At 60.2% G+C, this 22,157-nt stretch carries 25 protein-coding genes; 21 read left to right on the top strand and 4 right to left on the bottom strand.

What is annotated here, in order from left to right:
• From JNX03_RS00145 to JNX03_RS00155, 3 genes are all read left to right on the top strand, one after another.
• The gene (locus tag JNX03_RS00145) at positions 1 to 1,392 is read left to right on the top strand and encodes an MATE family efflux transporter (RefSeq protein WP_231024097.1); all 1,392 of its coding nucleotides are present in this window, start codon (positions 1 to 3) and stop codon (positions 1,390 to 1,392) included.
• Positions 1,392 to 2,264 (top strand): 50S ribosomal protein L11 methyltransferase, encoded by an 873-nt coding sequence (locus JNX03_RS00150; protein ID WP_203210493.1) that lies wholly within the window; start codon positions 1,392 to 1,394, stop codon positions 2,262 to 2,264. The genes JNX03_RS00145 and JNX03_RS00150 overlap by 1 nt, the downstream gene beginning before the upstream one ends.
• Positions 2,265 to 2,396: 132 nt before the next feature.
• Positions 2,397 to 2,723, top strand: coding sequence for a hypothetical protein (locus JNX03_RS00155; RefSeq protein ID WP_203210494.1), 327 nt, complete (start codon positions 2,397 to 2,399; stop codon positions 2,721 to 2,723).
• Between the two features lie 123 nt (positions 2,724 to 2,846).
• Here JNX03_RS00155 and JNX03_RS00160 read toward each other — a convergent pair whose 3' ends face one another.
• Entirely contained in the window at positions 2,847 to 3,065 is a 219-nt protein-coding gene (locus tag JNX03_RS00160) for a DUF1127 domain-containing protein (RefSeq protein WP_203210495.1), read from the bottom strand.
• 335 nt (positions 3,066 to 3,400) lie between these two features.
• On the opposite strand from JNX03_RS00160, the gene ruvC reads away from it, so the two are divergent.
• The 17 genes from ruvC (at position 3,401) to folD (ending at position 19,757) form a co-directional block, all read left to right on the top strand.
• Positions 3,401 to 3,904 (top strand): crossover junction endodeoxyribonuclease RuvC, encoded by a 504-nt coding sequence (gene ruvC, locus JNX03_RS00165; RefSeq protein WP_203212072.1) that lies wholly within the window; start codon positions 3,401 to 3,403, stop codon positions 3,902 to 3,904.
• On the top strand, positions 3,901 to 4,569 hold the full coding sequence (ruvA, locus tag JNX03_RS00170; RefSeq protein ID WP_203210496.1) for a Holliday junction branch migration protein RuvA: 669 nt from the start codon (positions 3,901 to 3,903) through the stop codon (positions 4,567 to 4,569). The genes ruvC and ruvA overlap by 4 nt, the downstream gene beginning before the upstream one ends.
• 43 nt (positions 4,570 to 4,612) lie before the next feature.
• Positions 4,613 to 5,632 (top strand): Holliday junction branch migration DNA helicase RuvB, encoded by a 1,020-nt coding sequence (gene ruvB, locus JNX03_RS00175; protein WP_037910064.1) that lies wholly within the window; start codon positions 4,613 to 4,615, stop codon positions 5,630 to 5,632.
• A gap of 29 nt (positions 5,633 to 5,661) precedes the next feature.
• The gene (locus JNX03_RS00180; protein ID WP_419584920.1) at positions 5,662 to 6,291 is read left to right on the top strand and encodes a hypothetical protein; all 630 of its coding nucleotides are present in this window, start codon (positions 5,662 to 5,664) and stop codon (positions 6,289 to 6,291) included.
• Positions 6,288 to 6,686: a YbgC/FadM family acyl-CoA thioesterase gene (locus tag JNX03_RS00185; protein ID WP_203210497.1), complete on the top strand. Its 399-nt coding sequence runs from the start codon at positions 6,288 to 6,290 to the stop codon at positions 6,684 to 6,686. Before JNX03_RS00180 ends, JNX03_RS00185 begins: the two co-directional genes overlap by 4 nt.
• A 116-nt stretch (positions 6,687 to 6,802) precedes the next feature.
• Positions 6,803 to 7,498, top strand: a complete 696-nt coding sequence (tolQ, locus tag JNX03_RS00190) for a protein TolQ (protein ID WP_203210498.1) — start codon at positions 6,803 to 6,805, stop codon at positions 7,496 to 7,498.
• A 3-nt stretch (positions 7,499 to 7,501) separates the two neighbouring features.
• Positions 7,502 to 7,981: a protein TolR gene (gene tolR / locus JNX03_RS00195; protein WP_203210499.1), complete on the top strand. Its 480-nt coding sequence runs from the start codon at positions 7,502 to 7,504 to the stop codon at positions 7,979 to 7,981.
• A gap of 3 nt (positions 7,982 to 7,984) precedes the next feature.
• Positions 7,985 to 9,097, top strand: coding sequence for an energy transducer TonB (locus JNX03_RS00200; protein ID WP_203210500.1), 1,113 nt, complete (start codon positions 7,985 to 7,987; stop codon positions 9,095 to 9,097).
• A 127-nt stretch (positions 9,098 to 9,224) separates the two neighbouring features.
• Positions 9,225 to 10,559, top strand: a complete 1,335-nt coding sequence (gene tolB / locus JNX03_RS00205) for a Tol-Pal system beta propeller repeat protein TolB (RefSeq protein ID WP_203210501.1) — start codon at positions 9,225 to 9,227, stop codon at positions 10,557 to 10,559.
• A gap of 91 nt (positions 10,560 to 10,650) precedes the next feature.
• Positions 10,651 to 11,172, top strand: coding sequence for a peptidoglycan-associated lipoprotein Pal (gene pal / locus JNX03_RS00210; protein WP_203210502.1), 522 nt, complete (start codon positions 10,651 to 10,653; stop codon positions 11,170 to 11,172).
• A 14-nt stretch (positions 11,173 to 11,186) separates the two neighbouring features.
• A complete protein-coding gene (ybgF, locus tag JNX03_RS00215; protein ID WP_203210503.1) occupies positions 11,187 to 12,014 on the top strand; it encodes a tol-pal system protein YbgF in 828 nt (275 codons plus the stop codon).
• A 4-nt stretch (positions 12,015 to 12,018) separates the two neighbouring features.
• Complete coding sequence (gene tilS / locus JNX03_RS00220; protein ID WP_203210504.1) at positions 12,019 to 13,275, top strand: tRNA lysidine(34) synthetase TilS; 1,257 nt, start codon at positions 12,019 to 12,021, stop codon at positions 13,273 to 13,275.
• Between the two features lie 102 nt (positions 13,276 to 13,377).
• Positions 13,378 to 15,303 carry an ATP-dependent zinc metalloprotease FtsH gene (ftsH, locus tag JNX03_RS00225; RefSeq protein WP_275290511.1) on the top strand — a complete coding sequence of 642 codons (1,926 nt, stop codon included), beginning with the start codon at positions 13,378 to 13,380 and terminating at the stop codon, positions 15,301 to 15,303.
• A 170-nt stretch (positions 15,304 to 15,473) separates the two neighbouring features.
• Positions 15,474 to 16,055 (top strand): MOSC domain-containing protein, encoded by a 582-nt coding sequence (locus tag JNX03_RS00230; RefSeq protein ID WP_203210506.1) that lies wholly within the window; start codon positions 15,474 to 15,476, stop codon positions 16,053 to 16,055.
• A gap of 145 nt (positions 16,056 to 16,200) precedes the next feature.
• Positions 16,201 to 17,877, top strand: a complete 1,677-nt coding sequence (locus JNX03_RS00235) for a formate--tetrahydrofolate ligase (protein ID WP_203210507.1) — start codon at positions 16,201 to 16,203, stop codon at positions 17,875 to 17,877.
• 83 nt (positions 17,878 to 17,960) lie between these two features.
• Entirely contained in the window at positions 17,961 to 18,842 is an 882-nt protein-coding gene (locus JNX03_RS00240) for a bifunctional 5,10-methylenetetrahydrofolate dehydrogenase/5,10-methenyltetrahydrofolate cyclohydrolase (RefSeq protein WP_203210508.1), read from the top strand.
• Between the two features lie 12 nt (positions 18,843 to 18,854).
• The gene (gene folD, locus JNX03_RS00245; protein ID WP_203210509.1) at positions 18,855 to 19,757 is read left to right on the top strand and encodes a bifunctional methylenetetrahydrofolate dehydrogenase/methenyltetrahydrofolate cyclohydrolase FolD; all 903 of its coding nucleotides are present in this window, start codon (positions 18,855 to 18,857) and stop codon (positions 19,755 to 19,757) included.
• Here folD and JNX03_RS00250 read toward each other — a convergent pair.
• A complete protein-coding gene (locus tag JNX03_RS00250; RefSeq protein WP_231024098.1) occupies positions 19,754 to 20,152 on the bottom strand; it encodes a DUF2306 domain-containing protein in 399 nt (132 codons plus the stop codon). The genes folD and JNX03_RS00250 overlap by 4 nt on opposite strands.
• Before the next feature lie 92 nt (positions 20,153 to 20,244).
• Here JNX03_RS00250 and JNX03_RS00255 point away from each other — a divergent pair, with 92 nt between their 5' ends.
• Positions 20,245 to 20,997 (top strand): LytTR family DNA-binding domain-containing protein, encoded by a 753-nt coding sequence (locus tag JNX03_RS00255; protein ID WP_203210510.1) that lies wholly within the window; start codon positions 20,245 to 20,247, stop codon positions 20,995 to 20,997.
• An 18-nt stretch (positions 20,998 to 21,015) separates the two neighbouring features.
• On the opposite strand, the gene JNX03_RS00260 is transcribed toward JNX03_RS00255, so the two are convergent.
• Entirely contained in the window at positions 21,016 to 21,435 is a 420-nt protein-coding gene (locus JNX03_RS00260) for a PaaI family thioesterase (RefSeq protein WP_203210511.1), read from the bottom strand.
• Between the two features lie 7 nt (positions 21,436 to 21,442).
• Positions 21,443 to 22,105: a ligase-associated DNA damage response endonuclease PdeM gene (pdeM, locus tag JNX03_RS00265; RefSeq protein ID WP_203210512.1), complete on the bottom strand. Its 663-nt coding sequence runs from the start codon at positions 22,103 to 22,105 to the stop codon at positions 21,443 to 21,445.
• Positions 22,106 to 22,157: the final 52 nt, after the last annotated feature.

The raw sequence follows: 22,157 nt of genomic DNA on the forward strand, positions 1-22,157 counted from the left end.
ATGTCCGAAGGGCGCTTCCTGACCGGCGGCACGATGGGCCATGTGGTGAGGATGACGGCCACCGGTGCGATGGGCATCACCTTTGTCTTTCTGGTGGATGCTGCGAACCTGTTGTGGATTTCGCAACTGGGTGATCCGCAACTGGTCGCTGCCATTGGATTTGCCTATGCGGTGCAGTTCTTTTCGGTCTCGATCATTGTCGGCCTGATGATTGCGGCCACCGCCGTGATTTCGCGGTCCATCGGTGAGGGGCGGCGCGATCAGGCGCGGCGGCAGGCCGGGGCTGGTATCGCGATTGCCGTTGCCGTGATGGCACTGGTCGTGGCGGTGATTGTTGGGTTTCGGCATCACCTTGTGGCCCTTGCGGGGGCCGAAGGAGAAACCGCGCGACTGGCGGCGCGTTATCTGGCCATGACGGTGCCTTCCCTGCTGCCCATGGCGGTCTCGCTGATCTGCTCGGGGGCGCTGCGGGCCGAAGGGTTCGGCGCCAAGGCGATGTATATCACCCTGTATTCGGGACTGGTGCTGCTGGTGCTTGATCCGATTTTGATATTCTGGCTGGAGTGGGGGCTGGATGGCGCGGCCGTCGGATTGGTGCTGTTCCGGTTCAGCCTGATGGGACTTGGCCTTTTCTACGCGGTGCATCAATGCGGGTTGGTGGACCGGCCACGCCTGCGGACGCTGCGCAATATATCGGCGCCGTTCATCGCGGTGGCAATTCCGGCTGTGGCGACGCAGATGTCGACACCTGTGGGAAATTATATCCTGACCATCGTTATGGCGCAGTTCGGCGATGATGCAGTGGCGGCCTGGGCCGTGGTGGGCCGCCTGACGGTGGTGGTCTTTGGTGGCATTTTTGCGCTGTCCGGCGCCATTGGCGGTATCTTTGGACAGAACTATGGCGCAGGCCAGATGGACCGGGTGCGCCGCACCTATCGGGACGCGCTGCTGTTTTGTCTGGGGTACACGCTGGTGGCTTGGGTTCTGCTTTATGCCGCCACACCTCTTGTCATGCAGGCCTTTGCGCTGGACGGGCAGGGGGCCGAAGTGTTGCGGGCCTTTACCTTTGTCGGGGTGGGCGGGTTTGTCTTTATCGGAGCGCTGTTCGTCTCCAACGCGGCCTTCAACAATCTGGGCAAGCCGGGGCGGTCGACCTTTTTGAACTGGGTCAAGGACGGCGCGCTGAGCTGGCCCGCGGCGGCGGGGCTTGCTGCGCTTTTTGGTGCGCCGGGCGTGATCTATGGTCAGGCACTGGCGGGAGGCGTTATGGGGCTGGTCGCGGCCATCTGGGGCTGGATCTATGTGGCGAGGCTGGACCGGGCCGCACCTCTGGCCCTTGACCCCGCGCATCCACGGCCCTACCCGAACCCCGACAGACATCGGAGAAGATAATGACCACATTCACTGCGCTCACCACATTGACAGGCCGCGATCAGGCCTATGCCCTTGGCGATGCGATGGAGCGGCTGGAGCCCGAGCCAACAGGCGTCGGCGTCTTCGAGATGGAAGACGGATCGGGCCTGTGGGAAGTGGGCGGTTATTTCGAAGAGGCACCAGATGAAACGGCGCTGACGCTGCTGGCCACGGCGATGGGCGCAAAGCCCTTTGTTGTGTCGGAACTGCCCGAAACCGATTGGGTGGCCCATGTGCGCCGCGAACTGGCCCCTGTCGAGGCAGGCCGGTTTTTTGTTTATGGCAGCCATGACGCCGATAAGGTGCCTGAGGGCAGCGCGCCACTGTTGATCGAGGCCGCGATGGCCTTTGGCACCGGCCACCATGGCACGACGCTGGGTTGCCTGCGGGCGCTGGACCGTCTGGCCAACGAGGGCTTTCATGGACAAAACGTGGCCGACATCGGCTGCGGCACGGCGGTTCTGGCGATGGCAGCGGCGCGGATCTGGCCGGAAACGGTGCTGGCCAGCGATATCGACGAGGTCGCGGTGGATGTCGCTCGGGCCAATGTGGTGGCCAATGGCCTTGAGGGGCGGGTGACCTGTGTTGAGGCGGCTGGTTTTGATCATCCTGATCTGGCAGCGGCAGCACCGTTTGACCTGGTCTTTGCCAATATCCTCAAAGGGCCGCTTGTCGCATTGGCCCCGGACATGGCGCAGGCGCTGCAACCGGGCGGCTATGCGATTCTCTCGGGGATTCTGAATGAACAGGCGGATGAGGTGATCGAGGTTTATGCACGATCCGGCATCAATCTGGTCCATCGCGAGAGCATTGTTGACTGGACGACACTAACCTTGCGGATTGGCCATTAACTTTCGGCTATTTTAGGTCTTATTCTCGCGATTTGCCCTGTTTTCGCCACATTTCATGACTAATACTTTCTTAACAGCGGTGGGGGCCGACTGTTGAGAGAGACTGTCATGGTAGAAACGCATGATCACTTCGTGAACCGGCTGGAAATGCTGGGTGAGAAACACGCTAAAATGACGCGTGGGTATGGCACTAAGATCAGTACCAGCGGTTTGATTGTAATTGAGCCGAAAGAGGAACGCCGCAATTGGGCGTTTCCGGTCAAGCTGGTGATGATGGCTTTGCTTGGCTTTTTGGGCTTCAAGGTATTTATGCTGGCGGCTGTCGGTCCTGAGACCTACAACGCGCGTCTTGCCACGCTGGAGAACGGCACCATCATCGAAAAAGCAGGCGCATTTGCCCTGTCCGTTGATCCGGTGACTGCAACACTGGCAGAAAAAGCTGTGACCAAGCTGAAGTAATCTGGAACGGCCCCTGCGATGGGGCCGCAACCCTCCACACGAAAAAGCCGCGCTTCTGTCGATCAGAAGCGCGGCTTTTCGTTCTAGGACGTGGTGCGGCGCTGGGCAGCGCCGCGTTCCGCCTTAGCGGATGATGTTGGATTGTGCGACGTAGTCGATGTCCCCGCGAACCAGACCGATGTCTTCCAGCTCACGGTTGGACAGAGATGCCAGTGCCGCGCGTGTCACGCGTGCGTCGTTCCATGCAACAACGGAGGCGACGATGCCTGCGAAGAATGCGGCGATTGAAGAAACGGCTGTCGCGGAGCCGTATGCGGTGCGGGATGTGTCGAAAGATGCCATGTTAGCCGTCCTTTATGTCTAATCGTTGGGCCGGTTTCCCCGGCGGTGTGAGGGGCAGATAGGCCTAAGTCCGGGATTGCACAACAGATGGAAACGCATGTGTGACCTGCGTTTTTTGCATAGGTCAGGATTGTGGTTAAGCTACCGTTAAGTAAGGCAAAATCATGGCTTGGTATTGTCGTTTTTGACCTCGAATTTGGCGATAATGACCGATGCGGCCGGAAAGCGACAATCGGGGTGTCGCAATCGGATGATTTGTCGAAATGCTTGGCGGATGTTCGCGTTTCGTGCTAGTGCATCAAAAAAGCAACAAAATTGAACGAGGCGGGCAGATGATCAGGGTTATTGGCATTGATCCGGGGTTGCGAAACACCGGCTGGGGCGTGATCGACGTGGCGGGCAGCCGCATTTCGCATGTCGCGAACGGAATCTGTTGCTCAGAAGGGGATGATCTGGCGAATCGTTTATTGTCTCTGCATGGGCAATTGACCCGTGTTTTGGCCACTTACCGCCCCGAGGCAGCGGCGGTAGAGCAAACATTCGTGAACAAGGACGGGGCTGGCACGCTCAAACTGGGGCAGGCGCGGGGCATCGCGATGCTGGTTCCGGCGCAGGCCGGTTTGGTCGTGGGCGAATATGCCCCGAACAAGGTCAAGAAAACCGTTGTGGGTGTCGGTCATGCCGACAAGGGCCAGATCGCGCATATGGTGCGAATGCAATTGCCGGGGGTTGAAATCGCAGGACCGGATGCCGCCGATGCCCTTGCCATCGCCATCTGCCATGCCCATCACGGCGCCGCGAGCACACTGGCGGCTGCAATCGCAAAGGCAAGCGCATGATTGGCAAAATCTCGGGCCGCATCGAGTACCGTACCACGGATCATGTTCTGATCGACGTGCGCGGTGTTGGTTATCTGGTATATTGTTCCGAACGCACTTTGGCCGCTTTGCCCGGCGCGGGGCAGGTCGCCGCGCTTTATACCGATTTGCTGGTGCGCGAAGACGTGCTGCAACTCTTTGGATTTCAGACCTTGGTGGAAAAGGAATGGCACCGGCTGTTGACCTCTGTGCAAGGGGTCGGGGCAAAGGCATCGCTGGCGATCCTGGGCACGCTTGGCCCGGATGGGGTCAGCCGGGCCATTGCGCTTGGGGATTGGAATGCGGTTAAGGCGGCCAAAGGTGTTGGCCCCAAGATTGCGCAGCGCGTCGTGCTGGATCTCAAAGACAAGGCGCCCAGCGTGATGGCGATGGGCGGCACCATGGCGCAGGCCCAAGGCGAAAGCGCGGCAGATTTTGACGTAATCGAAGCGGTATCGCCGGCCTCCCCACCAATGACACCGCCGAATGCCTCTGCGCAGGCCGAGGCGATGTCGGCGCTGGCCAACCTCGGGTATGCCCCCGGCGATGCAGCAGGGGCCGTGGCCCAGGCCGCCGGAGACCAAGAGGGCGCGGACACCCCCACATTGATCCGTGCGGCGTTGAAACTTCTGGCCCCCAAAGGGTAGAGTGCAGACAACGGCCCCGGCGCCGGTCCTGCTTGGATAAATGATGACAGAAATAGACCCCACTGTTCGCCCCGAGGCGCTGCCGGAAGACTTTGACCGGGCTTTGCGTCCACAAATGCTGGACGAATTTGTCGGGCAGGCAGAGGCACGGGCAAACCTCAAGGTGTTTATCCAATCCGCCCGCCAACGCGGCGAGGCGATGGACCACACCCTGTTTCACGGCCCCCCCGGCCTTGGCAAAACAACGCTGGCACAGATCATGGCGCGTGAATTGGGTGTTGGCTTTCGCATGACCTCTGGCCCTGTGCTGGCCAAGGCGGGCGATCTGGCCGCGATCCTGACCAACCTTGAAGCCCGCGACGTTTTGTTCATCGACGAAATTCACCGGCTCAACCCGGCCGTCGAAGAGGTGCTTTACCCCGCGCTTGAAGATTTTGAGCTGGATCTGGTGATCGGCGAAGGGCCCGCCGCCCGCACGGTGCGGATCGAACTGCAGCCCTTTACGCTGGTGGGGGCAACCACCCGTATGGGGCTTTTGACCACGCCGCTGCGTGACCGTTTCGGCATTCCCACCCGGCTCCAGTTCTACACCGAGGACGAGCTGTTCGTCATCGTGGACCGCAACGCCCGCAAGCTGGGTGCCCCCGCTGATGAGGGCGGCGCCCGCGAGATCGCCAAACGCGCCCGCGGCACCCCGCGCATCGCGGGCCGTCTGCTGCGCCGGGTGGTCGATTTTGCCGTGGTCGAAGGGGACGGACGCGTGACCCGCGCATTGGCTGATATGGCGCTGACGCGGCTGGGGGTGGATCACCTGGGCCTTGATGGTGCAGACCGGCGGTATCTGCGTTTGATTGCCGAAAATTACCAAGGCGGACCGGTGGGCATTGAGACCATGTCGGCAGCCCTGTCCGAAAGCCGCGATGCCCTGGAAGAGGTGATCGAGCCCTTCTTGTTGCAACAAGGGTTGATCCAGCGCACACCGCGCGGGCGGATGCTGGCGCAAAAAGCCTGGACGCATCTGGGCATGACACCGCCCAAATCGCAGAGCGATCTGTTTGGATGACAGGGCAGAAATGAGTTTTTAAGGGCCAAATGAAGATGGATGCAGCGCAGATCGAAACCCTGTTCACCCGCAGTGATGGCAGCTTTGCCTTTGCGCGCTGGGGGCGGCCGGTGTGCCCCATTGTATTTGGCGTGGATGACGCCACGCTGGCGGTTGTGAAGGGTGCGATTGAGGCGACCTGCCAATTGGCGGGCCACGACATGGGAGAGATGGACGCCGAGTTGGGCAGCAATCTGATGATGTTCTTTTTCTCGGACTGGGCCGAATTGATCGAGGTGCCGGGCATGGACCGTCTGGTGCCGGATCTGGATCAGATGGTTGGGCGGCTGCAGGCCGCAGATGCCAATCAATACCGGTTTTTCCGCTTTGATGAGGCGGGCGCGATCAAGGCCTGTTTCGTGTTTCTGCGCATGGACGACCATCTGGCCGATGTACCGGCGCAGACCCTTGCGCTCAGCCAGATCGTGCAATCCATGCTGCTATGGTCGGATGAGGCGTTTCAGGACCAAAGTCCGCTGGCCATCGCGGCGGACACCACGGTGCTGCGCCCCGATGTGGCGGCACTGATCCGCGCCGCTTATGATCCGGTTTTGCCCCATGCGGCGCAAGACCCCTCACATGCGCTGCGGCTGGCCGCGCGGGTTGGAGCGGTGCAATGAGCCACAGTTTTCCTGTGCGGGTGTTCTACGAGGACACCGATATGGCGGGCATCGTCTATTACGCCAACTATCTGCGTTATATTGAGCGGGCCCGATCCGACATTGTCGAGCAGATGGGCGTCGACCAACGCAGCATGCGCGATGAGGATCTTGTGTTCGTGATCACACGGGTTGAGGCGGACTATCTTGGCTCTGGCCGCTTTGGCGACCGGCTTGAGGTGCGCACCAGCCATCACGGCAAAGGCGCGACGCGCTGGATCTTTGATCAGGAGGTGCTGCGGGGGGACGAGGTGATTTTTCGCGCCAAGGTTACGGCGGTCTGCATGACAACCGCCGGAAAACCGACCCGTTTGCCAGCAAAACTTCGCTCAATGCTGGCCGATCCGGCGGAATAAGGCCGTTGCACTAGCTTTCACTCTTGCACTTCGCTAGATTCAGGCGAAATGGAGCCTTGAAAACAGGGCCCTTGAGGCAGCACGCCGTGTAAACGGCACAAATATGAGCGGGAAAAATGGAAGCAGAAACGCTGGCATTGGCGCAGGAGATTGATTTCTCCATGTGGGGTCTGTTTGCGCGGGCCACGCTGACGGTGAAACTTGTGATGATCATGCTGATCATCGCTTCGTTCTGGTCTTGGTCGATCATCATCCAGAAATTGATCCAATATCGCAGCGCTCGAAGCGAGGCCGCGCGGTTTGATCGGGCGTTCTGGTCGGGGGAGCCGCTGGATGGATTGTTTGACACCATTGGCGCAGATCCCGATGGCCCGTCGGAGAAGATTTTTGCGGCAGGCATGTCGGAATGGCGCCGTTCGCACCGCGATGATGGCGGGTTGATCCCCGGTGCCACGGCCCGCATTGACCGCAGCATGGATGTGGCCATCGCCAAGGAGGCCGAGCGCCTGCAAAAAGGCCTGACGGTGCTGGCAACAGTCGGGTCATCCGCGCCTTTCATCGGTCTTTTCGGGACGGTGATCGGCATCATGAACGCCTTTATCGAAATCGCGGAACAACAAAACACCAACCTCGCCGTGGTGGCCCCCGGCATTGCCGAGGCGCTTTTGGCGACGGGTCTTGGTCTGCTTGCCGCGATTCCGGCGGTTATTTTCTACAACAAGCTTTCGGCAGACAGTGACCGGGTGCTGGGCACACATGAGGCTTTTGCCGATGAATTTGCCACGATCCTGTCACGCCAGTTGGACAGCTGACAGATGGGCGCAGGTGTAGTCAAAAAGCAAGGCGGGGGCGGACGCGGCCGCAGGCGTGGCCGGGTTCAGCCGATGTCAGAGATCAACGTGACGCCTTTCGTGGATGTCATGCTGGTGCTTTTGATCATCTTCATGGTTGCTGCCCCCTTGCTGACGGTTGGGGTGCCGGTTGAACTGCCCAAGACCGCCGCAGGCGCATTGCCTGCCGATCAGGAAGAGCCGCTGACCGTGACCATCACCGCCGAGGGCGCCGTTCAGATCCAGACCACGCAGGTGGAACGGGCCGCGCTTGTCACGCGACTGCGGGCCATCGCGGCAGAGCGCACCAGCGACCGCGTGTTCCTGCGGGCGGATGGCAAGGTGCCTTACAGCGCCGTGATGGAGATCATGGGCGCACTGAATGCAGGCGGGTTTTCCAACATCGGTTTGGTGACGGATATTGGCGGTCCGGCGCTGGACGGCGACGTTGCATCGGGGAACTAGGCGGTGCATGCCGGGCATTATATCTCTGGCGCAGGCCACATTGGCCTGATTGGCTGGTTGCTTTTGGGTGGTGTGTTCCAGTCAGAGCCTTTGCCGTTTGAAATGACTGAGGTCTCGGTGATCACCGGCGCGGAATTTGAGGCAATGCTGGCCGCCCGGCAAGCGCCGGATGCGCCAACAGAGGTGGCCCAACCTGCCGCACCCGAGGTGACACCAGACGCGCCCGAGATTGCGGCAACGCCGGATCAGGCGATTGAGCAGCCCAAACCCATTCCAACGGAAACGCCGCCCGCCGATCCGGCCCCCGAGGTGACAGAGCAAGCCGCCCTTCCACCCGAGGCCGAAGTCGCAGACACCCCGCCGGAACTGGATCAACCCAGCGGCGATGTGGCCGTGATCATCCCGGATTTGGCGCCGCGTTCCGTGCCGCGCCCTGTGCCACGTGTCGCGCCCGAACCGGTGGCCCAACCCGCACCGGAGGCGGCGCCTGATCCGGTTGCGCAAGAGGCCGTGACGCCGGAGCCTGCTGCCGAAGCGCCGCCCGAGGAGCCGCAAGAGGCCACCGCGCCGGAAGAGGCGACAACGGAAATTGTGACCGAAGCGACCCAGGCGCCCAAAGCCTCGCCGCGCCCGCCGGGAAGACGGCCTGCTGCGCCCAAGCCGCAGGTGGCGGCCGCCAAGCCCGAGCCGGAAAGCGGCAGCAGCGAAGACGCCGACGCCGCCGCGATTGCAGCAGCGGTTGCCGCTGCGCAAGCACCGGCAGAAACCCCCAAACCCGCCGCGCCCAGCGGTCCGCCCTTGACCGCAGGTGAAAAGGAAGACCTGCGCGTTGCGGTCAGCAGCTGTTGGAACGTGGGTTCGCTGTCTACCGCCGCCTTGCAGACGACGGTGGTCGTCAGTGTCGAAATGGCGCAGAACGGCAAACCGATTGTCGGGTCGATCCGTATGGAGGGCAGCTCCGGCGGGACGGCGGCCTCGGCCAAGCAGGCCTTTGAGGCAGCCCGCCGCGCGATCATCCGCTGCGGGTCGAAAGGATATGATCTGCCAGCAGACAAATACGGCCAGTGGCAAAGCATTGAGATGACCTTCAATCCCGAAAAGATGCGGGTCAAATGATGGGAAATTTGTATCTCGTTGCAGCGGCGTTCCGCCATGGTGTCATTGCGGGCAAACTTCCCCTCGAAAACCGCCGCAATTGGCGGAATAGTAAGATCACGTTCAATCCCGAAAGGATGCGTATCAGATGAGTGTCAGGTTTACGTTGAAATGTCTTGCCGCGGCTGTGGCGATCTTTGGATTTCAGGCCGGCGGGGCATTGGCCCAGCAGGGGCCGTTGCGTATTGAAATCACCGAGGGTGTGATTGAACCCTTGCCCTTTGCAGTGCCCAGCTTTCAACCAGAAAGCGCCGAGGCCGGACAGATGGCCAATGACCTGGCGCGCGTGGTCTCAGATGACCTGACCGGCACAGGGTTGTTCCGGGAAATTCCCGCCTCTGCGTTTATCTCGACAGTCAGCGATTTTAACGCGCCGGTGCAATATGCCGATTGGAAGGCAATCAACGCGCAGGCCTTGGTCACAGGCGCGGTGAACGTGCAAGGCAACAGCCTGACCGTCAAGTTCCGCCTTTATGATGTGTTCTCAGGCGCCGAGTTGGGCAGCGGATTGCAGTTTTCCGGCACAACCGAGGGCTGGCGGCGCATGGCACATAAGGTGGCCGATGCGGTTTATAGCCGGATCACCGGCGAAGGCGGCTATTTTGACAGCCGCGTGGTCTTTGTATCCGAGACCGGCCCGAAAGATGCCCGCAAGAAACGCCTCGCGGTGATGGATTATGACGGCGCGAATGTGCAGTACCTCACGGACAGCGGTTCCATCGTGCTGGCACCGCGGTTCTCACCCACGGGCGACCGGGTGCTTTATACATCTTACGAAACCGGCTTTCCGCGGATCTATGTGCTGGATGTCGGCTCGGTGCAGCGGCGCGTTCTGGAAAGTGCCGACGGCACCATGAGCTTTGCACCCCGGTTTTCCCCATCGGGGCAAACGGTGGTGTTTTCGATCTCGCAGGGCGGCAACACTGACATCTACAGCATGGACATTGCCAGTGGCCAATCCGTGCGCCTGACCAACACACCGGCCATTGAGACCGCGCCCAGCTATTCGCCAGACGGCGGGCGCATCGTGTTCGAAAGCGACCGGTCCGGCACGCAGCAGCTTTATATCATGCCCGCGACCGGCGGCGAGGCGACGCGCATTTCTTTTGGCGAGGGGCGTTATGGTACGCCGGTCTGGTCACCGCGTGGTGACCTGATCGCCTTTACCAAACAGAACAAAGGCCGTTTCCATATCGGCGTCATGCGCACCGATGGCTCCGAAGAGCGGCTTTTGACGGCATCTTTCCTCGATGAGGGGCCGACATGGGCACCCAACGGTCGGGTGTTGATGTTTGCCCGCGAGACTCAAGGGGCAAGCGGTTCATCGACGCTCTATTCGGTGGATGTCTCTGGCCGCAATCTGCGTCCGGTGCGCACACCCGAAGGCGGGTCCGACCCATCGTGGTCTCCCCTGCAAAAGTGATCGGCCCGGTGCGGGAAAAAATTTCAATGCCCGCGCGGCCTGTGTTAAACATCAATCAAACAACAAAAACGCCACCCATGAGAGGCAGACCATGAAACGCATTACGACAAGCACGATCCTGATCGCAACCTTGGCCGTGTCGGCCTGTACCAATCCGGGCCGTTTTGGCGGTGAGGATGGCACCTATGTCGGCTCCGCCGCGCCTGTGAATACCGGCATTGTGCCGGGCAGTGCCAATGATCCGGCTTCAACGGCCTATTTCCAGCAGGCCATCGGCGACCGGGTGCTGTTCGAGGTGGACCAGTCCAACCTGACGGCCACGGGCCGCGCCACATTGGACGGCCAAGCCACGTGGCTTTTGACCAACAGCGACTATCAGGCGGTGATCGAAGGCCATGCCGATGAACAAGGCACGCGGGAGTATAACCTCGCGCTTGGCGAACGCCGCGCCAATGCGGCCCGCGAATATCTGGTGTCCAAGGGCGTGCCAGCATCGCGTCTGCGGGTTGTCAGCTATGGCAAAGAACGGCCGATCGAGGTGTGTTCGAACGAGGCCTGCTATGCCAAGAACCGCCGTGCGGTTACAGTGCTTGCTGGTGGTTTGACCAGCTAACCGAAGGGAAGAACATGACAGTGGCAATTCTACGCGGTGCGATCCTCGGGCTTTTGCTCTGCCCTGCTGTGGCAATGGCCCAGGATGATCAGACACTGGCCGATGTGCGCCAGGAACTGAACGTGCTGTTTGTCGAGGTGCAAAAGCTCAAGCGGGAGCTGTCAACAACGGGCGGCGCGTCGGTCAATGCTGCCGGCGTGAGCGTGCTGGAACGTGTCGGCGCGATGGAAAGCGAATTGCAGCGCCTGACTTCCAAAACCGAAGAGCTGGAAAACCGCATCAACCGCATTGTTGCCGATGGCACCAACCGGATCGGCGATCTGGAATTCCGCTTGGTTGAGCTTGAAGGGGGCGATCTGTCCGCATTGGGTGAGACAACCACCTTGGGCGGCGACACGCAAACCTCTGTATCGGCGCCGATCACCGCGCCCTCAACGCCCACAGATCAGGCATCGCTTGCCATTGGCGAAGCGGATGATTTCAAGCGGGCGCAGGAGGTGCTCGCCTCCGGTGACTTTCGCACCGCCGCAGACCTCTTTGCGACCTTCAATCAGACCTATCCGGGCGGACCACTAGCCGCAGAGGCCGAATTGCGCCGCGGCGAGGCACTGACCGCGCTGGGCGACACCCGAGAGGCCGCCCGCGCATTCCTCGCCAGTTTTAGCACCGAACCCGAAGGGCCGATGGCCCCGCATTCCCTTTATGAGCTTGGCAGTGCCCTCGCGGATCTTGGCCAAACCCAGGAGGCCTGCGTGACACTCAGTGAAATTGGTGTGCGTTTCCCCAACAGCCCCATGGTGGCCCAAGCCGAACAGCGTCGGCAGACCATCGGCTGTTCCTGAGCGGATGTTCACACGCCTGACACAGCAGGTTTCGGATGCGTTCCTTCCACATCCACCTGCGGTGACGGGCGTTGCAGTGTCAGGCGGCGGCGATTCCGTTGCGCTTTTGCACCTGATGCATGGATTTTCCACATTGCACGGCACCAAAGTGCGGGCCGTTACGGTCAATCACGGCCTGCGCCCCGAGGCCGAAGCCGAGGCAAAATCAGTCGCCGATTTTTGTGAACGCCACGGCATTGCCCATGACACCCTGTATTGGAAGGGGTGGGACGGCACCGGCAATCTGCAAAACGAAGCCCGCAAGGCGCGGTATGAGCTGATTGCGGGTTGGACAAAACAACATGAGATTTCGACAGTTGCGCTGGGCCATACCGCGGATGATCAGGCGGAAACGCTGCTCATGCGGCTGGCGCGGCGGGCCGGGGTGGATGGCCTTTCGGGTATGGCGCCACGTATCACCCGCCACAGCGTCATTTGGGTGCGGCCGCTTTTGCGGGCCAGCCGGACGGATCTGCGGGATTACCTGCTGCACCAAAATATCAAATGGATCGAAGACCCAAGCAACGAAGATGCCACATTTGAACGGGTTCGCATGCGCGAGGCGCTCAAGCTATTGGAACCTTTGGGCATTGACGCCCAAGGGCTATCGCAAGTGGCTGGTCAGATGGCCGAGGCGCGTAAGGCGCTGAATTGGCAAAGCTTTCTCGTGGCGCGGGATATCGTGACGATTGATGCAGGGGCGGTGGTCATAGAGGAACGGCAGCTGCGGGTGCAACCTGATGAGATCCAGCGCCGCCTGATTGTTCAAGCGCTCAACTGGATCAGCGGAGAGGATTACCCGGCGCGGCGCGGCGCGGTCAGCGCGTTGATGAGCGCAATGCGCAAAGGGCAGGCGGGAACGGCGGATGGATGCCAGTTGCGCCGTGTGGGCGGCGAGATCTGGATCTTCAGAGAATACAAGCCCGCCAGTGCGATCACCACCCCGGTTCAAGATCTTTGGGACGGTCGTTGGACGCTGGCAAATGACGGTGCCGCACAAAATATCGACGGGTTGCATATCGGGGTGCTGGGCGATCACGGGCTGGCCCAATGCCCCAATTGGCGCGAAACGGGCCGCCCGCACCCGGTCCTGTTGTCAACGCCTGCGGTCTGGCGCGGCAATGAACTTGTCGCGGCCCCTCTTGCTGGCTACGGCCAAAACTGGCATGCGGAGGTCGACGGCGGCGCAGAGTCCTTCTACGGCGCATTATTATCGCATTGAACATGAGCGCATCATCTCTATCTTAGTATGGTGTCCGCGCCATTTCGGTGTGACCTGGGGGTTCGCGCATCCGCGCAACCCGAAGAAATTGGGAGAATGTCCTTGGGCAACGTGCGTAATCTCGCCTTCTGGGTTGTTTTGCTTTTGCTGGTTTTGGCGCTGTTCAATCTGTTCAGCGGATCCAGCGGAAATTTGCAAAGCAATGAGATCACTTATTCAGAGTTTGTAAAATCCGTTCAAAACGGTGAGGTGCGTCAGGTGACGCTGGATGGCGAGCAGGTCCGCTTCCGCAAGGCGGACGGTGCAGAATACGTCGCGATTAAACCGGAAGATGCTGAAATCACAACGCTTTTGATTGACAACGAGGTGCCGGTCAAAGCCACGCCTCAGGAACAATCAGGCTTCCAGACCTTCTTGATGTCGCTCTTGCCGATTGTGCTGCTGATTGGTGTGTGGATTTATTTCATGAACCGGATGCAGGGCGGTGGAAAAGGCGGGGCCATGGGCTTTGGCAAATCCAAGGCCAAGATGCTGACCGAAAAGCATGGGCGCGTCACGTTTGACGATGTCGCTGGCATTGATGAAGCCAAGGAAGAGCTTGAAGAGATTGTGGAATTCCTGCGCAACCCGCAGAAATTCTCGCGCCTCGGTGGCAAGATCCCCAAGGGCGCTTTGCTTGAAGGCCCTCCCGGTACTGGTAAGACTTTGCTGGCCCGCGCCATTGCGGGTGAGGCGGGTGTGCCATTCTTCACCATCTCGGGGTCCGATTTCGTCGAGATGTTCGTCGGCGTTGGCGCGTCGCGTGTGCGCGATATGTTTGAACAGGCGAAAAAGAACGCGCCTTGTATTGTGTTCATCGACGAAATTGACGCCGTGGGTCGCCATCGTGGTGCCGGTTATGGCGGCGGCAATGACGAACGCGAACAGACCTTGAACCAGCTTTTGGTCGAGATGGACGGTTTTGAAGCGAACGAAGGTGTCATCATCATCGCCGCGACCAACCGTAAGGATGTTCTGGACCCTGCATTGCTGCGTCCGGGCCGGTTTGACCGTCAGGTGACGGTGGGCAATCCAGACATCAAAGGCCGCGAAAAGATCCTTGGCGTGCACGCCCGCAAAACACCGCTTGGCCCTGATGTGGATCTGCGCATCATCGCCCGTGGCACGCCCGGCTTTTCCGGTGCCGATCTGGCCAACCTTGTGAACGAGGCGGCACTGACCGCCGCGCGACTGGGGCGCCGGTTTGTTGCAATGATGGATTTTGAATCCGCGAAAGACAAAATCATGATGGGTGCGGAACGCCGGTCGATGGTGCTGACGCAGGATCAAAAGGAAAAAACCGCATATCACGAGGCAGGCCATGCCATCGTCGGCATCAAGCTGCCGAAATGTGATCCGGTGTACAAGGCCACGATCATTCCGCGCGGTGGCGCTTTGGGCATGGTGATGAGCCTGCCAGAAATGGACAAGCTGCAGATGTTCAAGGATGAAGCCGAGGAACGCATTGCCATGACCATGGCGGGCAAGGCGGCTGAAATCTTCAAATACGGCGCTGACTCTGTATCGTCCGGCCCTGTGGGCGACATCATGCAAGCCAGCCAGCTGGCCCGTGCAATGGTCATGCGTTACGGCATGTCCGACAAGGTCGGCAACATCGACTACCAGGAAGCTGCGGCTGGATATCAGGCCAACGGAGGCGCGGGCGGGTTCTCTGTCTCGGCGGCGACGAAGGAACTGATCGAAAGCGAAGTGAAGCGGATCATCGATGAGGGCTATGAACTGGCTTACAAGCTGATCAGCGAAAACAGCGAAGAATTCGAGCGTCTTGCGCAAGGCCTGCTGGAATACGAAACCCTGACCGGCGAAGAGATCAAGCGCGTGATGGCTGGACAGCCGCCCGCCGAAGATCCCGATGACGACAATTCGGACGAAGGCAACGCACCCAGCGTGACGGCCATTCCAAAAGCCAAGGGCAAAGGCAAGAAATCACCGCCCTCCGGCGGGATGGAGCCAGAACCCTCGGTCTGATTTGGCCAGGCCATCACGAGGCCCGATCATTCTGAAACAAGAAATTATAGACCCTGCTTCGGTGGGGTCTTTTCTTTTGGCGAGGGTTTCAGCAAGGTGCGCCGCATGAATTGACCCTGCGGCAGTTCGCCGCCGTCCACGGGGCCGGTTTGAAAATTTCGAGGAACACCATGCCAGAATTAATACCAACTGATCATTACGCCCGCATCACCTGGATGGGCACAGTGCCTAAGGATCGGCCGAATATCCGGTCACAACCGATTGACACCGCTTTTGCCAGCTATGCCGGCATTGCAGGGGACTACCACGAAGGGCTGACCCGTGCCTCCTGTGTGCGTGTCACGTCGCAGCACCCCAAAGGCACCGAGATCCGCAATGTGCGGCAGCTTTCCATTCTGTCCGCGGAAGAGCTGGATATCATCGCCAAGGAAATTGGTCTTGAGGCGATCAACCCGATCCATCTTGGCGCCTCGCTCGTGGTTGAGGGGATTGATGATTTCACCCACCTGCCGCCCAACTCCCGCCTGCAAGCCGAGAATGGCGCGACCATCGTGGTGGATATGCAAAACGGCCCCTGCAACTATCCCGCCCGCGAGATTGAGAACGATCACCCCGGTCACGGCAAAGGATTCTTGCCCGCCGCACGGGGCCGCCGGGGCGTCTGCGCCTGGATCGAACGGGAAGGGCAGTTATCGATTGGGGACGTTTTGCGTTTGCACATCCCCGGACAGCGGGCATGGGCCCATAAATAAGCGCGGGGCGTTTCCAAAAAGAAACGCCTGATCGGCTCATCGCCGCAACGAGAGGCGGATATGTCGGAAATGCGACCTCCGACACCGCCCGCATCCCTGTAAGACAGGGCAAAGAAAACGCCAGTTTGGCAAAAGGGGATTCCTAATGGCTTTCAAGACCGACATTCAAATTGCACGAGAAGCGTCCAAACGCCCGATTCAGGAAATCGGCGCGAAGCTGGGCATCTCCTCTGACGATCTGCTGCCCTATGGCCACGACAAAGCCAAAGTCAGCCAGCAGTTCATCAACTCTGTACAAGACCGCAAAGATGGCAAGCTGATCCTTGTCACCGCGATCAACCCGACACCAGCGGGCGAAGGAAAAACCACAACGACCGTCGGTCTGGGCGATGGCCTGAACCGCATCGGCAAAAAAGCCGCCGTTTGTATCCGCGAAGCATCGCTTGGACCAAACTTCGGCATGAAGGGTGGCGCCGCAGGCGGCGGCTACGCGCAGATCGTTCCAATGGAAGAAATGAACCTGCACTTCACAGGCGACTTCCACGCGATCACATCCGCGCACTCCCTGCTGTCGGCGATGATCGACAACCACATCTACTGGGGCAACGACCTTGAAATCGACACCCGCCGCGTTGTGTGGCGCCGCGTAGTGGACATGAACGACCGCGCCCTGCGCCAGATCACCACGTCCTTGGGCGGTGTTGCCAACGGCTTCCCCCGTGAGGCGGGCTTTGACATCACTGTAGCGTCCGAGGTTATGGCGATCCTTTGCCTGGCGAAAAACCTCGAAGATCTGCAGAAACGTCTGGGCGACATGATCGTGGCCTATCGCCGCGACAAATCCCCCGTCTTTGCGCGCGATATCAAGGCGCACGGCGCGATGACTGTTTTGCTGAAAGATGCAATGCAGCCGAACATCGTACAAACCCTTGAGAACAACCCAGCGTTTGTCCACGGCGGCCCGTTCGCCAACATCGCACACGGCTGTAACTCTGTCATCGCGACAACCACCGCGCTGAAACTGGCCGATTATGTTGTGACCGAGGCGGGCTTTGGGGCCGATCTGGGTGCAGAAAAGTTCCTGAACATCAAATGCCGCAAAGCGGGCCTGGCGCCATCTGCCGTTGTTGTCGTCGCCACCGTGCGCGCGATGAAAATGAACGGCGGCGTGGCCAAGGCCGACTTGGGCAGCGAAAACGTTGACGCGGTCAAGAACGGCTGTGCCAACCTGGGCCGTCACATCGAGAACATGAAATCCTTTGGTGTGCCTGTGGTTGTTGCGATCAACCACTTTGTCACCGACACCGACGCCGAAGTGCAGGCGGTAAAGGATTACGTGGCCTCCCAAGGGTCCGAAGCGGTTCTGTCCCGTCACTGGGAACTGGGCTCCGAAGGGTCCGCCGATCTGGCGACCAAAGTTGTCGAAACCATCGAAGCCAACGAAAGCAACTTTGCTCCGATCTATCCTGATGACATGGGCTTGGCGGACAAAATCAACACGATTGCGACCAAGATCTACCGTGCCGACAGCGCCCAGATGGACCAGAAGATCCTCAACCAGCTGAAGGAATGGGAAGATCAGGGTTATGGCAACCTGCCGGTTTGTATGGCCAAGACGCAGTACAGCTTTACCACGGATCCGAACGAGCGCGGTGCGCCAACAGGGTTCGACATTCCTGTGCGTGAAGTGCGTCTGAGCGCGGGTGCCGGCTTTGTCGTCGCCATCTGCGGTGAGATCATGACCATGCCGGGCCTGCCCCGGGTGCCCTCCGCCGAAAGCATCGGTCTGAACGATGCAGGCGAAGTCGAAGGCCTGTTCTAAACAACACAAGGGGGGCAAATTGCCCCCCTTATCCATTCCACCCTGCTTGGCCGTATTTTCGCGCCAGCAAAGGACCAATTTACATGAGTGCAACGATCATCGACGGCAAAGCCATTGCAGCAACGATGCGCAAGGGCGTTGCAGCGCGTGCTGGAGAGCTGGCCGATAAGGGCTGGCAGCCCAAACTGGTGTCCCTGTCTGTGGGCGATGTCGCCGCCGCCGAACTTTATGTACGCAACCAGCAAAAGTCGGCCCACAGCGCCGGCGTGGATTTCGAGGCGCGCAATTATGACGCCGATACCTCGCTGGAACAGCTGACCGGTATCATCCAAGGTTTGAACGCTGACCCGCGCGTAAACGGGATCATCATCCAGCGCCCCTTGCCGGATCACATCCCGGTCAAGACCCTGCAAAAGCTGGTGCATCCGCTCAAAGACGTCGAAGGTATGCACCCCGCGTCCATCGGCAATATTGTCTACAACGATCTGGCGCTTGGCCCCTGTACGGCCGTGGCCGCAGTCGAAATTCTCAAAACCCTGCCGCTGGATATCGAAGGTCTCAACGTCGCGGTGATCGGTCACTCCGAAATTGTCGGCAAGCCCATTGCATTCCTGCTGATGGGGCTTGGCGCCACAGTCACGGTTTGCCACCACATGACCCGATCAGTTGCGATGCACAGCCGCGCCGCCGATGCGGTATTTGTTGCGGTGGGCAAGCCGGGGTTGGTGACGGGCGAGATGCTCAAGCCCGGATGCGTTGTGATTGACATTGGCATCAACCGGGTCGATGGAAAGACCGTTGGCGACGCCGATTACGAAAGCTGCAAGGATGTCGCGGGCTGGATCACACCGGTACCGGGCGGGGTTGGCCCCGTGACGGTTGCGACGCTGATGTCCAACGCGGTCCATGCCACAGAAATGCAAATGAACCACTACCGGGACGCCTATGCCCGGACAGATTTTTAAAGGGAGAGCCTGATGACAGCTCAGATCATTGACGGAAAAGCCTTTGCAGCCACCGTGCGCGAGAAAGTCGCGGGCCATGTGCAGCGCCTGAAAGCCGATCACGGCATCACGCCCGGTCTGGCCGTTGTGCTGGTCGGCGAAGACCCGGCCAGCCAGGTCTACGTCCGCTCGAAGGGCAAACAGACCGTCGAGGTTGGTATGAAATCGGTCGAACACAAGCTGGACGCCGGCACCTCCGAAGCGGATCTGCTCAAGCTGATTGATGATCTGAACAACGATCCTGAAATCCACGGCATTCTGGTACAGCTGCCGCTGCCCGGCCATCTGGACGAAGATCTGGTGATCAACTCCATCTCGCCTGCCAAGGACGTGGACGGCTTTCACATCTCCAACGTGGGCCTTTTGGGCACGGGTCAAAAATCCATGGTGCCTTGCACGCCGCTGGGCTGTTTGATGATGCTGCGCGATCATCATGGGTCGATCTCTGGCATGGATGCGGTTGTCATCGGGCGTTCCAACATCGTGGGCAAACCCATGGCGCAGCTTTTGCTGAACGACAGCTGCACCGTGACCATCGCGCATAGCCGCACCAAGGATTTGGCCGACGTGGTGCGCCGTGCCGATATCGTTGTGGCCGCCGTGGGCCGCCCAGAAATGGTGCCGGGTGACTGGATCAAGGAAGGCGCAACCGTGATCGACGTTGGCATCAACCGTCTGGATGCGCCGGAAAAGGGCGAAGGCAAGACCAAGCTGGTCGGCGACGTTCATTTCGAAAGCTGCGCCGCACGTGCTGGCGCGATCACGCCTGTTCCCGGCGGTGTTGGTCCGATGACCATCGCTTGCCTTCTGGCAAATACAGTGACGGCCTGCTGCCGCGCAAATGGTCTGGAAGAGCCTGAAGGGTTGACGGCCTAACCGCCGCTCACCACGGAAAACATGATCCGGCCGGGGATAAAGGTAAACGCCCCGGCCACGATCAGCCCCCAGAAAACGATGCTTTTCATGATCGCCTGATGTTCGGCGATCCGGCCCTGCCGCGCCGCCCGGACCGCACCGATGAGGCCATAAAGCACATAGGCCGACAGCAGGTGAATGGGGCTGAACGGGCCAATCAGGCGAAACCCCCAGATCCCGAAACTGCTTATCGCGGTCACCGCCATGGAGGCCACCCAAACGCGCCCCATCCGCTTGTGCAGTGGCGTGCCGCGGGGCAGGGCAAACATCATAACGGCGATCCCCAAGGCCAGCATTGCGGCAATGGCGTGTATTTGAATGATTGGGTCTGCACGCAGCAGCGGTGCAAGGGTCATGTCGGGCTCCATTGAACATCTGGGGACGGATGTGACAGAAACCGCTCAGGGATTGCGATCCCCTTTGCGCGGCTGACATGAGGGACACGCGAATGACAAGCAAACCGAGCCTTTTGCATCTGGCGCTTCGTGAACGGCGCGGGTTGGTACTGGGCACGGCAGTCTGGATCTTGGTGACAGTGGTCTGCGCCCTCTCCGGGCCATTTGGTACAATCGACCACCTGTCGCTGGCGGGGCGATTTGCCTATTGGTTTGTGGTGGTCGGGGCTTCGGTCTGGGGCAGTTTCTTGCCGGATCTGGCCCATGCGGGTGATCAATGGCGGCGCGCTGCGCTCTGGCTGGTATACGGGCTTGGGCTCAGCGGGTTCGTCGTGATGCTGAACCTCTGGGTGTTCGGCATTGATCCGGCCTGGGGCTTTTTCTTATACCTTCTGGGGCTGATTATCATTGTTGTCCTGTTGGTGATTGGGTTCATCTGGCTGATTCAGCAGGTCCATCCCGCCGCTGCGCATCTTGAAGATCCACCGGAGAGCACAGCACGGTTTCTAAAGCGCATTCCATATGCACAGCGCGGCCCGCTGGTCCGGATTGAGGCGCAGGATCACTATCTCAACGTGGTGACCACCAAAGGCGATAGCCTGATCCTAATGCGGTTCAGCGATGCGGCGGCAGAGCTGGAAAAGGCACATGGGCTTGTGGTGCACCGGTCCCATTGGATTGCGCTGGATGCGGTCACCGGTCACCGGCGCAGCAACGGGCGGGATATTCTGGTGATGTCCGACGGCAGCGAAGTGCCCGTCAGCCGCAGCAACCGCCCAGCGGCCAAGGCGGCGGGATTGCTTTAGGAGGTCTGCCCCTAGACCCTAGCCCGCAACCGGCACCATGGTGCCTTGCAAAATCGCGATCAATTTGCGGGTGCCGCCCGTTTCGGCAAACACTTCCGAAGTAACCACGCATAGGCGCTTGCCGGGTTTCACCACTTTGCCCACGGCGATCAGCCGATCCCCAATGGCGGGCGCCAGCAGGTTGATCTTGATCTCGGCCGTGACCACTTCGCTGTCGAGCGGAAGGGTGGTCAGGGCCGCATAGCCAGCGGCAGAATCGCCGATTGAAAAGGTCAGCCCTGCGTGGCCAAATCCCTGTTGCTGCATCGCGCCGGGCAGGATTGGCGCGGTGATCGTGACACTGCCTCGCGCCACATCCCCAAGCGCCGCACCAAGGGTCGCCATCATGCTTTGCGCGCCAAAGCTGCTGTGTATGCGGGCAATTTCCTCTGGGGTCATGATCGTCCTATCGCGGCATCGGGATTGCAGTGGGGGTTTTGCCTGTCAGGATAGCCTTTGCCTCCGGGCGCATGAGTTCTGCCAAAGGTTCGGCGCGGCTGCGCAACCCGCCGGTATAGGTGCCATAGGCGGGCAGGATCAGCCGGTCACTGTCAAAAAGGAACGCAGGCCGCGAGATGCTGCGCCCGCGCAGGCTGACGCTGGCCTTGGGATGGTAATGCCCCGAAACCTCACCGCTGGCCCCAGGCAGGGCAATGTGGCGAAAGGTCAGAGGCGCGATGGGCAGTTCAAACAGATGGCTGCCACCCAGGTTCACCGGTCCGGGATCATGGTTGCCCTCAATCCAGACCCAGCGCCGTCCCGCTTGTAGACGCGTGATCCAAAGCCGCTCTTCCTCGGGCAGGGCAAGGGCCGCACCCAGATCATCGAAACTGTCCCCCAGACAGACCACGCTACGGGCGTTGGTCAACGTCAGATCTGCCGCCAGCCGGGTCAGCGTATCACGGGTGTCATAGGGGGGCAGGGCCGCACCGCCACGCCGCGCAATCCGTTCGGATTTGCCCAAATGCAGATCACTGACACAAAGCAGGCTTTGCTCGGCCCACCAAAGCGCGCCGGACCCAAGCGCCATCAATTGCGCGCCGGCCAAAGTGAAATCAAATCCGTTCATCCTATTTTCATGTTGGAATTCTGCAGGTTTGGCAAGCGCCGCGGCGGGCGGC

The organism is Sulfitobacter mediterraneus, assembly GCF_016801775.1.
GTDB classification, from domain to species: domain Bacteria; phylum Pseudomonadota; class Alphaproteobacteria; order Rhodobacterales; family Rhodobacteraceae; genus Sulfitobacter; species Sulfitobacter mediterraneus_A.

Bases quoted from the DNA above. Each gene is read 5' to 3' on its own strand.
- JNX03_RS00145 (WP_231024097.1), top strand. From the start codon at position 1: ATGTCCGAAGGGCGCTTCCTGACCGGCGGCACGATGGGCCATGTGGTG.
- JNX03_RS00150 (WP_203210493.1), top strand. From the start codon at position 1,392: ATGACCACATTCACTGCGCTCACCACATTGACAGGCCGCGATCAGGCC.
- JNX03_RS00160 (WP_203210495.1), bottom strand. From the start codon at position 3,065: ATGGCATCTTTCGACACATCCCGCACCGCATACGGCTCCGCGACAGCC.
- ruvA (WP_203210496.1), top strand. From the start codon at position 3,901: ATGATTGGCAAAATCTCGGGCCGCATCGAGTACCGTACCACGGATCAT.
- ruvB (WP_037910064.1), top strand. From the start codon at position 4,613: ATGACAGAAATAGACCCCACTGTTCGCCCCGAGGCGCTGCCGGAAGAC.
- JNX03_RS00180 (WP_419584920.1), top strand. From the start codon at position 5,662: ATGAAGATGGATGCAGCGCAGATCGAAACCCTGTTCACCCGCAGTGAT.
- JNX03_RS00185 (WP_203210497.1), top strand. From the start codon at position 6,288: ATGAGCCACAGTTTTCCTGTGCGGGTGTTCTACGAGGACACCGATATG.
- tolQ (WP_203210498.1), top strand. From the start codon at position 6,803: ATGGAAGCAGAAACGCTGGCATTGGCGCAGGAGATTGATTTCTCCATG.
- tolR (WP_203210499.1), top strand. From the start codon at position 7,502: ATGGGCGCAGGTGTAGTCAAAAAGCAAGGCGGGGGCGGACGCGGCCGC.
- tolB (WP_203210501.1), top strand. From the start codon at position 9,225: ATGAGTGTCAGGTTTACGTTGAAATGTCTTGCCGCGGCTGTGGCGATC.
- pal (WP_203210502.1), top strand. From the start codon at position 10,651: ATGAAACGCATTACGACAAGCACGATCCTGATCGCAACCTTGGCCGTG.
- ybgF (WP_203210503.1), top strand. From the start codon at position 11,187: ATGACAGTGGCAATTCTACGCGGTGCGATCCTCGGGCTTTTGCTCTGC.
- tilS (WP_203210504.1), top strand. From the start codon at position 12,019: ATGTTCACACGCCTGACACAGCAGGTTTCGGATGCGTTCCTTCCACAT.
- JNX03_RS00230 (WP_203210506.1), top strand. From the start codon at position 15,474: ATGCCAGAATTAATACCAACTGATCATTACGCCCGCATCACCTGGATG.
- JNX03_RS00235 (WP_203210507.1), top strand. From the start codon at position 16,201: ATGGCTTTCAAGACCGACATTCAAATTGCACGAGAAGCGTCCAAACGC.
- JNX03_RS00240 (WP_203210508.1), top strand. From the start codon at position 17,961: ATGAGTGCAACGATCATCGACGGCAAAGCCATTGCAGCAACGATGCGC.
- folD (WP_203210509.1), top strand. From the start codon at position 18,855: ATGACAGCTCAGATCATTGACGGAAAAGCCTTTGCAGCCACCGTGCGC.
- JNX03_RS00250 (WP_231024098.1), bottom strand. From the start codon at position 20,152: ATGACCCTTGCACCGCTGCTGCGTGCAGACCCAATCATTCAAATACAC.
- JNX03_RS00255 (WP_203210510.1), top strand. From the start codon at position 20,245: ATGACAAGCAAACCGAGCCTTTTGCATCTGGCGCTTCGTGAACGGCGC.
- JNX03_RS00260 (WP_203210511.1), bottom strand. From the start codon at position 21,435: ATGACCCCAGAGGAAATTGCCCGCATACACAGCAGCTTTGGCGCGCAA.
- pdeM (WP_203210512.1), bottom strand. From the start codon at position 22,105: ATGAACGGATTTGATTTCACTTTGGCCGGCGCGCAATTGATGGCGCTT.